The organism is Roseivivax sediminis, assembly GCF_900112685.1.
Lineage (GTDB): Bacteria > Pseudomonadota > Alphaproteobacteria > Rhodobacterales > Rhodobacteraceae > Roseivivax > Roseivivax sediminis.
Genome location: NZ_FOMS01000005.1, coordinates 34,420 through 46,920, shown reverse-complemented (window position 1 = coordinate 46,920; position 12,501 = coordinate 34,420). Strand labels below are relative to the sequence as shown.

The 12,501-nt window shown below is 66.6% G+C and carries 11 protein-coding genes; 3 read left to right on the top strand and 8 right to left on the bottom strand.

Going from position 1 to position 12,501, the window contains the following annotated elements; genetic code table 11:
• Window position 1: 1 nt before the first annotated feature.
• From F3H57_RS09125 to F3H57_RS09100, 6 genes are all read right to left on the bottom strand, one after another.
• Window positions 2–853, bottom strand: a complete 852-nt coding sequence (locus tag F3H57_RS09125) for an ABC transporter permease (RefSeq protein WP_149755598.1) — start codon at window positions 851–853, stop codon at window positions 2–4.
• A gap of 64 nt (window positions 854–917) precedes the next feature.
• Window positions 918–1,943, bottom strand: coding sequence for an ABC transporter substrate-binding protein (locus tag F3H57_RS09120; RefSeq protein WP_149755597.1), 1,026 nt, complete (start codon window positions 1,941–1,943; stop codon window positions 918–920).
• 398 nt (window positions 1,944–2,341) lie between these two features.
• On the bottom strand, window positions 2,342–3,277 hold the full coding sequence (locus tag F3H57_RS09115) for a 2-hydroxyacid dehydrogenase (protein WP_149755596.1): 936 nt from the start codon (window positions 3,275–3,277) through the stop codon (window positions 2,342–2,344).
• Window positions 3,274–3,720, bottom strand: a complete 447-nt coding sequence (locus tag F3H57_RS09110) for a type II 3-dehydroquinate dehydratase (RefSeq protein ID WP_149755595.1) — start codon at window positions 3,718–3,720, stop codon at window positions 3,274–3,276. Before F3H57_RS09110 ends, F3H57_RS09115 begins: the two co-directional genes overlap by 4 nt.
• A 40-nt stretch (window positions 3,721–3,760) precedes the next feature.
• On the bottom strand, window positions 3,761–5,011 hold the full coding sequence (locus F3H57_RS09105; protein WP_149755594.1) for a flavin-containing monooxygenase: 1,251 nt from the start codon (window positions 5,009–5,011) through the stop codon (window positions 3,761–3,763).
• A 499-nt stretch (window positions 5,012–5,510) separates the two neighbouring features.
• A complete protein-coding gene (locus tag F3H57_RS09100) occupies window positions 5,511–6,650 on the bottom strand; it encodes an alpha-hydroxy acid oxidase (protein WP_149755593.1) in 1,140 nt (379 codons plus the stop codon).
• Between the two features lie 429 nt (window positions 6,651–7,079).
• Between F3H57_RS09100 and F3H57_RS09095 the strand changes: the two genes are divergently transcribed.
• The 3 genes from F3H57_RS09095 to F3H57_RS09085 all read left to right on the top strand — a co-directional run bounded on the left by F3H57_RS09095 (window position 7,080) and on the right by F3H57_RS09085 (window position 9,618).
• Complete coding sequence (locus F3H57_RS09095; RefSeq protein ID WP_149755592.1) at window positions 7,080–7,340, top strand: metal-sensing transcriptional repressor; 261 nt, start codon at window positions 7,080–7,082, stop codon at window positions 7,338–7,340.
• Between the two features lie 7 nt (window positions 7,341–7,347).
• Window positions 7,348–8,673 carry an MFS transporter gene (locus F3H57_RS09090; protein ID WP_149755591.1) on the top strand — a complete coding sequence of 442 codons (1,326 nt, stop codon included), beginning with the start codon at window positions 7,348–7,350 and terminating at the stop codon, window positions 8,671–8,673.
• Between the two features lie 546 nt (window positions 8,674–9,219).
• Window positions 9,220–9,618, top strand: a complete 399-nt coding sequence (locus tag F3H57_RS09085) for a hypothetical protein (protein ID WP_149755590.1) — start codon at window positions 9,220–9,222, stop codon at window positions 9,616–9,618.
• A gap of 35 nt (window positions 9,619–9,653) precedes the next feature.
• Here the strand turns inward: F3H57_RS09085 and F3H57_RS09080 are convergent, their stop codons facing one another.
• On the bottom strand, window positions 9,654–10,082 hold the full coding sequence (locus F3H57_RS09080) for a hypothetical protein (protein ID WP_149755589.1): 429 nt from the start codon (window positions 10,080–10,082) through the stop codon (window positions 9,654–9,656).
• Between the two features lie 42 nt (window positions 10,083–10,124).
• Window positions 10,125–12,473, bottom strand: coding sequence for a heavy metal translocating P-type ATPase (locus tag F3H57_RS09075; protein WP_149755588.1), 2,349 nt, complete (start codon window positions 12,471–12,473; stop codon window positions 10,125–10,127).
• Between the last annotated feature and the right edge of the window lie 28 nt (window positions 12,474–12,501).

Below are 12,501 nucleotides of genomic sequence, written 5' to 3'. Positions count from 1 at the left end.
CTCAGTGCGCTCCGATCTTTTCGAGGCGGCGGATCCCGAGGTTGAACAGCGCCAGCACGGCCACGGTGAAGGCCAGCCCGACCAGCGACAGCGACGCGGCCAGCGGGAAGTTGAAGGAGGCGAAACCGACCTGGTAGACCATCGTGGAGATCGTCTGCACCTGCCCGCCGCCGATCATCTGCGGCGTCGCGAAGGCCGAGAAGGTCCACGCGAAGGCGGTCGAGGTCGCCGCGACGATGCCCGGAATCGACAGCGGCAGCGTCACCGTCAGGAACACCCGGATGCGCCCGGCGCCGAGCGACGTGGCCGCGCGTTCGAGGTTGCGGTCGATATGCGCCAGCGCCGCCGCCAGCATCACCACCACGATCGGAAGGGTGAAGTGCACCAGCGCGATGACCACGCCGCCGAGCGTGAACATGAAGTCGATGGGCCGGTCGATCAGCCCGATTTCCATCAGCATGCCGTTCACGAACCCGCGGTTGCCGAGGACGATGATCCACGAATAGGTCCGCACGATTTCGCCCAGGAAAAGCGGCGTCAGGGACACCAGCAAGAGCGCGCTGCGCAGGCGCGGCGACGGGTGACGGACCATCGCGTAGGCCAGCGGATAGCCGATCAGCAGAGTGAACAGCGCGGTCCAGAAACATAGCAGAACGGTGTTCAGGAAGGCCCGGCCATAGACCGCCTTCCACAGCGTGGTGAAGTTGTCGAGCGTGAAGCCGCCCGGTTCGAGTGCACCCGGCACATGGGCGCGCAGGCTGTACTGGGCGATGGCGAGGAACGAGGCCGCGATCCCGAAGGCGATCAGGGCCGAGGGCGAGACGAACCACGCGAGGAAGGGGCGCTTCTTCATCGGGATGGGCTTTGGTCCTTGGAAAGGGGTGCCCCGGCGACGCCGCCGCCGGGGCCGTCTGGGTTCAGTTGCCGGCGATCATGTTCTCCGAGAACCACTGACGCCATTCGGCGGTCTTCTCCGCGCGCAGCTCGTGCGGGATGATGAGTGTCTGGCTGTCCCACTGCTCGGGCGTGGTGAAGATGCCGGGAAGGTCCGCCAGCTCGGCGGGAAGCTCGACGTTCGACACGACCGGGCTGCCCTTCTTGATCTCGGCGATCTCGGCCTGCACCTCGGGGTCGAGCGCGGCGTTGATGAACTGGTAGGCCAGCTCCGCCTTATCGGTGCCGGCGGTGATGCCCATGGTGTCGACGCCCAGCACCGCGCCCTCTTCGGGAATGGCAAGTTGCACGTCGAGGCCCTGCGACTGCATGTGGTAGGCGTTCATCGACAGGATGACCTGCACCGGGGTCTCGCCGCTCGACAGCAGTTGCTGCGAGTTCGCGTCGTTGGTGTAGAAGGCGCGGAAGTTCGGTTTCAGCTCCAGAAGCTTGTTCGACGCCTCCTGCCAGTTCTCGATGTCGACGCCCTCGAGCTCCGCCGCCGCGGCGATGATGTGGGAAGGGTCGAAGTCCGGCGCGGCCAGCATGCCCTCGAGCTCGGGCGACCACAGGTCGTTCCAGCTGTCGAAGGTGACGCCTTCGGGTACGAGGTCGGGCAGGTAGCCGATGGTGTAGACGTAGGCCCAGGCACCGATGTGGTAGGGGCTGATCGCCGCCTGCTCCACGAGGTTCTCGGCGTTCGGGATCTGCGACATGTCGAGTTCCTCGAACAGGCCGTCATTGGCGTAGAGCCAGCCGATATGCGAGGTCGTGAAGGTCACGTCGCTTTCCGGCGTGTCGCGGCTCAGGCGGGCCTGGTTCAGCCGGTCGATGGTGCCGCCGGTGATGAACTCGACCTCGACGCCGGTTTCTTCGGTGAACTTCTCGGCGATGGTTTGGTCGATCAGGTCGCGGAAGCTGCCGCCCCAGCTGCTGACGACAAGGGTTTCGGCAAAGGCTGCGGGCGCGAGCAGGCTCAGCGCCGTTGCGGACAAGAGGAGGCGTTTCATCTTCGGTTCCCTATGGTTGGTTGTGTTAGGCGTCGTTCTGCGGTCACGCCTTGATAGGCCGGATCGGCATGATCCGACGACATCCCCGCCCGGCGTTCGGTGCCCGCGGGGAATCGGGATGGGGTCGGCCCGGTCTCGCGCGCAGGACGGCGACCGTGGCCGGAGGGGCGGATGCGGGTCGTCTTCTCGTCCCGCGCTGTCGTGGTTCGTCTTCTCCTGTCGGCCTGCGCGTCTGTCCTGCGAAAGCTGCCCGAAGGCCAGCCGGCGGAATAATTGCAAATTCCAAATCGCTGCTTAGGCTGCGCCGACTTAGGCCATTAGATGACTGTTTTTGTTTCCTGATTCAGCGCAGCGAAGCGGTGCCTAGATTCGGCTGAATCCGCGTCTTTTGCGAACGCCTAATATCCGCGCATGCGCGAGACCTCGTTGACCAAATCCTCGCCTCTCTGCACAGCGCGGATATTGCGTGCGATCTGCGGTGCGGCACTTTTGGGCAGCGCCACCGAGGCGAGATGCGGGGTGATGAGCACACCCGGCAGCGTCCAGAGCGGATGATCCGGGGCCAGCGGCTCGTGCGTGAAGACGTCGAGCGTCGCGCCCGAAAGGTGCTCGTTCCGCAACGCGTCCACCAGTGCGGCCTCGTCCACCACCTCCCCGCGCGAAAGGTTGATGAAGGCTGCCCCCCGCTTCATCGCGGCGAAGGCCGCCGTGTCGAGCCGCTCGGCGGTGGCCGGGGTCAGCGGCAGCATGCACACGACGATGTCGGCGCGGCCCAGAAGGTCCGGCAGAGCGTCGTCGCCGCAATGGACCGTGACACCGGGCAATTCCCGGGGGCGCGTCGCCCAGCCGTGGGTGTCGAATCCCTGCCGCGCAACTTCGGTCGCGGCCATCGCACCCAGTTCGCCCAGTCCAAGCACCGCGACGGTGATCTCGTTGGCGGCGCGCGGGTGGCGATAGGCCCATTCCTTCCGCGCCTGCGCCGCCTCGAAATGCGGGATCTCGCGGGCATGGCGCAGCACCGCGAAGAGCGCGAAACCGGCCATCATCTTACCCATCTCGGGGTCCGACAGCCGCGTGATCGGCACGTTCGGCAGGTCGCTTCTCGCCACCAGCCGGTCGACGCCCGCGCCAAGGTTGATGACCAGCTCGAGGTTCGGGAACCGGGCAAAGAACCCCTCGGGCGGCATCCAGACCAGCGCGAAGCGCACGGCATCGGGATCGGTCACGGCGTCCGCATCCTCGATCCGCACGTCGTCGCCCAGAAGCGGCGCAAGCGCGTCCCGCCAGGCGTCGAACGGGTCCGGCCCGCTGCAGAAGACCAGCGTGTCGGTCATGTCGCCGGGTCCGCGATCAGATCGCGCATGGCGGTCAGCCCCAGCAGGTAGCCCTGCAGGCCCAGCCCCGCGATCACGCCGGTCGCAGCCTTCGACATGTAGGACTGGTGCCGGAAGGGCTCGCGCTTCCAGATATTGCTCATGTGGCATTCGAGGATCGGCCCGTCGAACGCCAGCAGCGCATCGAGCAGCGCGATCGAGGTATAGGTCAGCCCGGCCGCGTTGATCATCAGGCCCGCGCAGCTCTGCCGCGCCTCCTGCACCCAGTCGATCAGCACGCCCTCGTGGTTCGACTGCCGGAAATCGAGCTTGAAGCCCAGCTCTTCGGCGCGGGCGTGGCAGGCGGCCTCGATCGCCGGAAAGCTGTCGCTGCCATAGGTGCCGCTCGGGTCGAGCCCGTAGAGGTTGGCGTTCGGGCCGTTGAGGAACATGACGGTCTGCATGGGTCGGATCCTTCTGGCTGGGCGGGACGCGGGGGGCGTCTCAGGTCTTTTCGTAGGCCGTGTAATTGCGCTGCACGCCGATATGCGTGGCGATGTACTTGGCGTCGTACCAGCAGCCGTAGATGAACGAGGACGCGCGGTTGGTCAGCTCGGGCAGGCCGAGGAAGTAGATGCCGTTCTCGGCCGAGATGCCCCGCTTGTGGAAGGGCGTGCCGTCCTCGTGAAAGGCGTTCACGTCGAGCCACGAGAAGTCGAAGCGAAAGCCCGTCGCCCAGATGATCGTGGACACGTTCTCAGCCTTGAGGTCCACCGCGCGCACCGGGTCGGTGACGCAGGCCGGGTCGGGCTCGATCTCCCACGCCTCGGGCTCGGGCGGCAGGTCGATTCCGTTGCGCACGACGTATTCGTCGGCCTCGCGCAGCACGTCGAGATAGGCGCGGTCGCCCTCCAGCAGGTTGTCGACGAGGTCGTCGGCGATCCGGATCACGCCATCCTCGTAGCCCTCGGTCATGCCCAGCACCGTGATGCCCATGTTGCCGAGACGCCGGAAGTCCACCGTCCGGCCGCCGTCATAACCGCTGACGGCGAAGGCGACGTGCTTCTTCTTGGGGGTGGTCTTGATCTCGTCCCACTTGCCGAGAACGCCCAGCCACCAGACGTAGTCGCGGTTCCGGTAGGAGCGCGGCGGGCGGTAATGCTCTCCGATCGACAGGAAGACCTCCCGGCCCGAACGGCGCAGCTCCTCGGCGATCTGGCAGCCTGACGCGCCGCCGCCCACGACCATCACCGCGCCCTCGGGCAGCGCCTCGGGATTGCGGTACTCGGACGAGTGCATCTGCGTGACGCCGGCCTCCTCGGGCACGATGTCGGGCACGCTCGGCACCTGGAAAGGGCCGGTGGCGGCGACCACGCGCTGCGCCTCGAACTCGCCCTCGGAGGTGGAGACCGAGAAGCCCGGCTTGCCGTCGAGCTTGCGCACCCGCTTGACCACGACGCCGGTGCGGATCGGTGCGTCGATCATTCGGGCATAGTCCTCGAAGTAGCGCGCCATGCGCTCCTTCGGCGGGAAGGTGTCGGGCGCCACGTCGTCGAATTCGAGGTTCGGAAAACGGTCGTGCCATGCCGGGCCGTTGGCCACCAGAGAATCCCAGCGCTGCGTGCGCCAGGCCTCGGCAACCCTGTTCCGCTCAAGCACGACGTGCGGAATATCCATGGCCGTGAGGTGTTCGCTCATCGCGATTCCGGCCTGGCCCGCTCCGACGACCACTGTGTCGATCTTTTCGACTGTCATGTCCACTTCCCGAATTAGCGCGTTCGTCGCGGCAATTGGATTGTCGGTCGGAACGGAATTGAACGCCCCGGCGCGACTGCCGCTGTCGAGGCTGAACCTGCTGGAACCCGGGGGAGAGAGGAAAGAAGGAAATACCTTAGCATGGGTAAGAGACTGTTGCCGCAGCCATGCCGCGCGGTTTCGGACGCGCGCTGTCGGGTCCGGTCTATCGCACTGTATTTAATATGGAACGCACCTCGCGCGCCAGCGACGTCGCGTGGCGTCGCTCTTCCGCATCGGTGCCGGTCCGGCTCCACTCCGCTGTTCGGGCGGCACATGCGCCGGACAATTGAATTTCCACTAAAGAGCCTTCGCCTAAATTTTGGGCGGGCAATCAACGGCAAGCCTGATTCAAATTGACGCCACCCCTTCATGACCTCGCGCGCGCATCCACCACCGACCGGGATCGGCAAATCCGGCCTCCGGGCCGGAAAGCTGCACCGCTTGCGGGGCGCACCGGTCAGCCGGAGGCCCCGCTCCTTATCTCCGCGACGCTGCGGCGTCCGGTCTGGGCCATGGCCGCTTCGAGTTCGGCGGCAAGCATCTCTATCAGGGCCGCCGGTCCGCCTTTGCCTTCGGCTGCCATCGCGTAGAGGAACGGCCGTCCCAGAAAGACGAAATCGGCCCCCGCCTCCAGCGCCTTCAGGATGTCCTCGCCCGAGCGCACGCCCCCGTCCACGGCCAGCGGCACATCCAAGGGCACAGTCGCGCGGATCGTGCGGAGCGCATCGAGGGTCGCCGGCGCGCCGTCCAGTTGCCGCCCGCCGTGGCTCGAGACATGGATCGCGTCCACGCCGGCCTTCACAGCGCGCTCGGTATCGTCCGGGTCGAGAACTCCCTTCAGCACCAGCGCCCCGCTCCACCTCGCGCGGATCTGCCCGAGCACATCCCAGTCCAGCCGCCCGGAGCTCTGCCGCGCCATCAGCTGCGCGAGCGTCTGCGCCCCGGCACCGGCCTCGGCATAGGTGGCGAAGTTTGCAAGGCGCGGCGCACCGGCGCGCAAGGTCGCCAGGCTCCAGCGCGGATGCAAGGCGAGGTCTGCGGCAAGGCGCGGCGTGAAACGCAGCGGCAGGCCGAACCCGTTCCGAAGATCGCGCAGACGCTTGCCTGCGCGCGGCACGTCCGCCGTGACGACCAACGTGCGGTATCCCGCCCGTTCGGCGCGGGCGATCAGATCCTCGGTGATTTCGGCCGAGGCCCCAACGTAAAGCTGGAAGGCCGACCGGGTCGGCGCGGCGTCCCGCACAGCCTCGAGCGTCGCGGTGCCGGGCGTCGCCGTCACGAATGGCACTCCCGCGGCCTCGGCGGCACGGGCGAGGGCGAGGTCCGCACCGGGCCACGCCAGCGCGGGCAGGCCCAGCGGCGCGATCCCGAAGGGCTGCGCCCAGGACTGCCCGAGCCATGCTTGGGTCAGGTCGGCAGGTGATACCGAGCCGACCAGCACGCGCGGGCGCAAGCAGGTCTCGCGGTAGGCCTGTCTGCTGCGCGCAAGTGCGTCCTCCTCTCCGGCGCCGCCGTCGATATAATCGAAGGCGAAGCGAGGAAGGCGGGCTTTTGCGCGTGCGCGCAGGTCGGTCGAGGAAATTGGCGCTCTTACCATCCGATCCGCTCCCTTCTGTCCGTGAAAGAGAGCCACCCGGCGCAGGCCGCCGACTCGTTTGCGCACAGGCTCAGCCCAACTCGCCGCGTTCGCAATTTGGAAATATCTTCGCCTCGCGACTGCATTCCTTAACGCGGTTGGCTGTGGCCGCGATCGGTGCTGTCGTCACTCGGCCGGTGCATTGTCCACGCGAGATGTTGCTCGACCCCGCGAGAATGCCCTTGCTCGGCAATCACCTCTGTATGCGTCTGGAATGTCTCGCAGATGGACGGCGCATGGGGACGTCGCCGGTAGGGCGCAAGATACCAGGGACCGCGAGGCACAGCGGCGCCACGAATGTGCGAAGCGCCGGTCCTGCTTCCGTCGTCTCTCGTACAGCGTGTCTCCCGTGGTCTTGCTCCATCCCCCCCTGGGGGATACCGTCGCCCAATGTCAGACCCTCATATTCACCGAAGCCATCCCGCCCTGATCGCACGACTGAAACGCGCCGACGGACATCTTCGCTCGGTCATCGGGATGCTCGAGTCCGGAAAACCCTGCCTCGACGTGGCACAGCAGCTCCAGGCGGTCGAGAACGCGGTGACGAACGCCAAGCGGGCGCTGATCCACGACCATATCGACCATTGTCTCGACGCCGAGGGCTCGGAGGCCGATCGCGCCGAACTCAAGACGATCTCACGCTACCTTTGAGAACATCATGCTGTCTATCCTCGGCGACCGCACCTACCGGCACCTGTTCCTCGCCCAGGTCGTGGCCCTGCTCGGCACCGGCCTTGCCACGGTGGCGCTCGGGCTTCTCGCCTACGATCTTGCCGGCGAACGGGCCGGGCTCGTCCTCGGAGCGGTCTTCACGATCAAGATGGTGGCCTATGTCGGCATCGCGCCGGTCGCGGGAGCCTTCGCCGAATGTGTGCCGCGTAGGGCGACGTTGGTTGCACTGGACTTGGTCCGGGCCGGCGCGGCGCTCTGTCTGCCCTTCGTCACCGAGATCTGGCAGGTCTACGTCCTCATCTTCCTGCTGCAATCGGCTTCGGCCGCGTTCACCCCGACCTTCCAGGCGACGATTCCCGACGTGCTGCCTGAGGAAGCTCGCTACACGCGCGCCCTGTCTCTCTCGCGATTGGCCTACGATCTCGAGAACATCGTCAGCCCAATGCTCGCCGGTCTCCTGCTCGCGGTCATGTCCTACAACGCGCTGTTTCTCGGCACGGTCGTGGGCTTTGTCGCCTCGGCGGCACTGGTCGTCTCGGTCCTGCTGCCGAGCCCGCAGCCATCGGAGCCGCGCGGCATATACGACCGCTCGACGCGCGGAATGCGGATCTATCTCGCGACGCCCCGCCTTCGCGGGCTTCTTGCGCTGAACCTGTCGGCCGCGGCGGGCGGAGCGATGGTTCTGGTGAATTCAGTGGTTCTGGTGCGTGGCGAGCTCGGACTCGGCGGGAGCGCACTGGCCTGGACCATGTTCGCTTTCGGCGCAGGCTCCATGCTTGCCGCGCTCGGCTTGCCGCGCGTACTCGACCGGGTCTCGGACCGTGCTGTGATGCTGGCGGGCGCAATCGTCCTTGCCGCAACGCTGCTGCTTCTCGCGACGCTCATTCCGATGGCTGGGCTCAGCTGGGGATTGCTGCTTACGGCATGGTTCGTTGCGGGGATCGGTTACTCCGCCGTTCTCACGCCGTCGGGCCGGCTCTTGCGCCGGTCTTCCCATCCAGAGGATCGCCCGGCCTTATTTGCCGCGCAGTTCGCGCTCAGCCACGCCTGCTGGCTCCTCACTTATCCGCTGGCCGGGGCGCTGATGACGGTGGCCGGTGCGCCGGCGGCTCTCGTCGGCCTCGGCCTCTTGGCCACGTTTGGCATTGTCTCCGCGGCGCGATTTTGGCCTTTGGGAGATCCGGAGACAATGCTCCATCGGCACGACGATCTTGCCCCCGATCACCCGCATCTTGCAGAACACGGAGGCAAACGTAGCCATGCGCATGCTCTGGTCATTGATCGGCTGCACCCGGAATGGCCCATGGGATGACGCGAAGAAGTACGCGGCAAGACGTGCTATCGGAAACCAGGCGACTCGCGCCAGCTTTGCAAGGTCTGCGTCCTGTCGCGCCTTGCCGCCATCTGCGCGGTTCAGACCTTTGCGTCGAAGCCTGCGAGGTGCTATGCCCCGACGGCTCGGGCCTACAGGACTTCGAGCGGGCCTGCATTGATAGGCCCTTTTGCCGGGAACGACGGCAATCGCGGCTCTTGAGCTACCAACACAGCACTGCGCCACCAGTCGGAAGAGCAATGAATCAAGAGAGAATTGATCTTCACAGCGCCGCGCGCCTGTCCGTTGCACCCATGATGGATTGGAGCAACGCTTCGTAGGTCATTGATCTTAATTGAATAATACGCCTCGCAGAGTCAAGTAGCAGAAAAATAGCAACAACATTTGGCCGTCGTCGGCGATTGTCGTTGATCGAGAAATGCCGACACATCATGTCGCGCGCGGGACCTGACCGAGGGAAAAGGTTCTCGGTTTCGTCGATGCCCGATTTGGCCAAGCTCCATTGCATGGAGCAAGAGGAGCGACATGCGCTCGCATACAGGATACCCGCCTGATCGCTTGGGCTGGTCCCAGAATGCCTTGCGGGCTGCCAACCGCGACCTGCCGCACCTGCGCATTTACGCGCAGGCGCATGTCGGCCCGCCGAACCGCATCGCGTTCGTCGTGGTTCACGGGGTCGGCGAGGACCGCGACCGGCGCCGCCGGGTCCGCGCCGAGGCAAGGCTCCGCCAGTCGGCGGGTGCCTCGATCCGTCGGGACTTTTGCGTGACGATGGCGTGGGTCGGCGGCGGGGCGGTTTGCAGCGACACCGCCGGCTCGATGAGAGCGGCGGTCTCGGGAAGGTCCGGCAACGTTGCGCAGTCGGCCAGAACAAGCGGCACCGTGGCCGCAATTCGGAATATCATGGAATGCTTCCTGGGATGAGTGTCGCGCGTGCCGGCGGAGCCGGCATGGGACACTCAGCCCTTGGGCGATTTCCTCGGGCCTTTGGGATCGACGAGGTTCGCGCCGATCTCACTCATCCCGTGATGCCGTGCGATGATGAGGGTGGACTCAGTCCGGTCCACATGCGGCAAAAGGTTCATGGCAAGACCGCACATGCCGATGCAACATATGCCGGGCGCCGATTGCGTGTCAGACGTGTCTGTCTGCTCTGCCGCCGCGTGATCGGCGTGGAGCCGGTGCGTCTCATGCACATCCTGCATGACGGTGACGGTGGGGGCGGTCCTCGATACGCAGTCCAGCGCCGCGGCCCGCGCCATCACGGTTTCCCCCCCGAGCACCAGAAGGGCCAGGACGAGCACGTATCTTGTCATGAGCGCGCGGAGCTTTTTCATCGTGCGGCGAAGAATGCCGCGTCCAAAGGAACAGGCAAGAGGTATCTTCACGCAGCTTTCACTGCCAGTCACGCGCGCGTGATGAGGGGGGCGTCAAAGCTTCACCCGGCGCAGGCGCAGCGCGTTGGTGATGACCGAGACGGAGGACAGGCTCATCGCCGCCGCCGCGATCATGGGCGACAAAAGCAATCCGATGAAGGGATAGAGGATCCCGGCCGCGACGGGCACGCCGGCGGCGTTGTAGGCAAAGGCGAAGAAGAGGTTCTCCTTGATGTTGCGCAGCGTCGCGGTGGCCAGCTTGCGGGCGCGGACGATGCCGACGAGATCACCGCCCAGCAGGGTGATCCCGGCGCTCTCGACCGCGACGTCCGCGCCGGTGCCCATGGCGATGCCGACGTCCGCCGCGGCGAGGGCAGGGGCGTCGTTCACGCCGTCGCCCGCCATGGCGATATAGGCGCCCTGCGCGCGCAGCTCCTCGACCAGCGCCTTCTTGTCCTGGGGCAGGACGCCGGCGCGCACATCGTCGATGCCGAGATGGCGCGCGACGGCCTCGGCGGTGCGCTGGTTGTCGCCGGTCGCCATGATGACCCGCAGCCCGAGCGCGTGCAGGTCGCGGATCGCGCCCTCGGTCGTCTCCTTGATCGGGTCGGCCACGGCCACGAGGCCGACGAGGGTGCCGTCCACCGCCACATACATCGCCGTCTTGCCGTCCGCGCGCAGGGCGTCGGCGCTGTCCTCGGCGGAGGCGGCGTCGATCTTCAGCGCCTCCATCAGCGCGCGGTTGCCGAGGGCCACGTCCCGGCCGGAAACGCGGCCCGTGACGCCCTTGCCGGTGACCGCGTCGAAGTCGGTGACGTCGCGCCGTTCCGCGTTGCGCTCCCGCGCGCCCTGCACGATCGCTTCGGCCAAGGGATGTTCCGAGCCGCGCTCGAGGGCCGCGGCAAGGGCGAGCACTTCGGCCTCGTCGGTCTGCCCGAGCGCGACCACGTCGGTCAGACTGGGCTTGCCCATGGTCAGCGTGCCGGTCTTGTCGACGATCACGGTGTCGACCCGCGCCATGCGCTCGAGCGCCTCGGCGTCCTTGATGAGCACGCCCGCCTGCGCGCCGCGCCCGGCGGCGGTGGTGATCGAAATCGGCGTCGCGAGCCCGAGCGCGCAGGGACAGGCGATGATGAGAACCGAGACCGCCGAGGCGATGGCGAAGGCGAGGGCCGGCTCCGGACCGAAAGCCAACCAGGTGAAGAAGGCGAGCACCGCGATGCCGACCACCGTGGGCACGAAGATCGCGGACACGCGGTCGGCGAGGCCCTGGATCGGCGCGCGCGACCGGCGGGCGCCCGCGACCATGTCGACGATCTGGGCCAGCACGGTGTCGGCGCCCACCTGCGTCGCGCGGATCGCCAGCGTGCCGTTCCTGTTGATCGTGCCGCCGGTGACGCGGTCGCCTTCGGTCTTCTCGACCGGGACCGGCTCGCCGGTGATCATACTTTCGTCGACCGAAGAGCGGCCCTCGACCACCTCGGCATCCACGGGGATGCTGTCGCCGGGGCGGACGCGCAGCATGTCGCCTGCGACCACGTTCTCGAGCGGGGCATCGTATTCGGTCCCGTCCGGCAGGATGCGCCGCGCGGTCTTGGGGGCGAGGTCCAGCAGCGCGCGGATCGCGTCGCCGGTGCGCTCGCGGGCGCGCAGCTCGAGCACCTGGCCCACGAAGATCAGCGCGACGATCACGACCGCCGCCTCGAAATAGGTCCCGACGCCTTCGCCCATCCGGTATTCCATCGGGAAGACCCCCGGCAGGAAGGTCGCGAAGAGCGAGTAGACATAGGCCGCGCCGACACCGAGCGAGATCAGCGTCCACATGTTGGGCGACATGTTACGGAAGGAATCGAGGCCGCGTTTGAAGAACGGCAGTGCAGCCCAGAGCACGATTGGCGTTGCGAGGAGGAATTCGACGTAGGTGGCGACGCGGTGGCCGATCCAGTCGCGCACCGGCAGGCCCACCAGCTCGCCCATGGTCAGGATGATGAGAGGCACGGCGGCAGCCGCGCTGATCCACATGCGGCGGGTGAAATCGGTGAGTTCCTCGGAGGGCTCGTCGCTGGGCACCATGGGCTCCAGTGCCATGCCGCAGATCGGGCATGCGCCGGGTTCGTCGCGCACGATCTCGGGGTGCATCGGGCAGGTCCATTGCGTGCCGGGCTGTGCCTGCTGATCGGCCTTGTCGGCGTTTCCCGAGGCATAGAACCACGGGTCCGCCCTGAACTTCTCCTCGCAGCCCTCCGAGCAGAAATGATAGGTCTCGCCGCCGAAATCCTGATTGCGGGTATCGCCCTTGACCTCGACGGTCATGCCGCAGACCGGGTCTTTCGCGGTTTCGGCCCCGTCGGGGGCAGGGGCGCCGTGATCGTGGTGGTGCTGGTGTTTCGCGTGTTCGGACATGACCGACTCCCTTTCACATCGTCTTGAT

What these genes read in the sequence shown, in the direction of transcription:
- F3H57_RS09125 (WP_149755598.1), bottom strand. Translation starts at nt 853, where the DNA reads ATGAAGAAGCGCCCCTTCCTCGCGTGGTTCGTCTCGCCCTCGGCCCTG.
- F3H57_RS09120 (WP_149755597.1), bottom strand. Translation starts at nt 1,943, where the DNA reads ATGAAACGCCTCCTCTTGTCCGCAACGGCGCTGAGCCTGCTCGCGCCC.
- F3H57_RS09115 (WP_149755596.1), bottom strand. Translation starts at nt 3,277, where the DNA reads ATGACCGACACGCTGGTCTTCTGCAGCGGGCCGGACCCGTTCGACGCC.
- F3H57_RS09110 (WP_149755595.1), bottom strand. Translation starts at nt 3,720, where the DNA reads ATGCAGACCGTCATGTTCCTCAACGGCCCGAACGCCAACCTCTACGGG.
- F3H57_RS09105 (WP_149755594.1), bottom strand. Translation starts at nt 5,011, where the DNA reads ATGACAGTCGAAAAGATCGACACAGTGGTCGTCGGAGCGGGCCAGGCC.
- F3H57_RS09100 (WP_149755593.1), bottom strand. Translation starts at nt 6,650, where the DNA reads ATGGTAAGAGCGCCAATTTCCTCGACCGACCTGCGCGCACGCGCAAAA.
- F3H57_RS09095 (WP_149755592.1), top strand. Translation starts at nt 7,080, where the DNA reads ATGTCAGACCCTCATATTCACCGAAGCCATCCCGCCCTGATCGCACGA.
- F3H57_RS09090 (WP_149755591.1), top strand. Translation starts at nt 7,348, where the DNA reads ATGCTGTCTATCCTCGGCGACCGCACCTACCGGCACCTGTTCCTCGCC.
- F3H57_RS09085 (WP_149755590.1), top strand. Translation starts at nt 9,220, where the DNA reads ATGCGCTCGCATACAGGATACCCGCCTGATCGCTTGGGCTGGTCCCAG.
- F3H57_RS09075 (WP_149755588.1), bottom strand. Translation starts at nt 12,473, where the DNA reads ATGTCCGAACACGCGAAACACCAGCACCACCACGATCACGGCGCCCCT.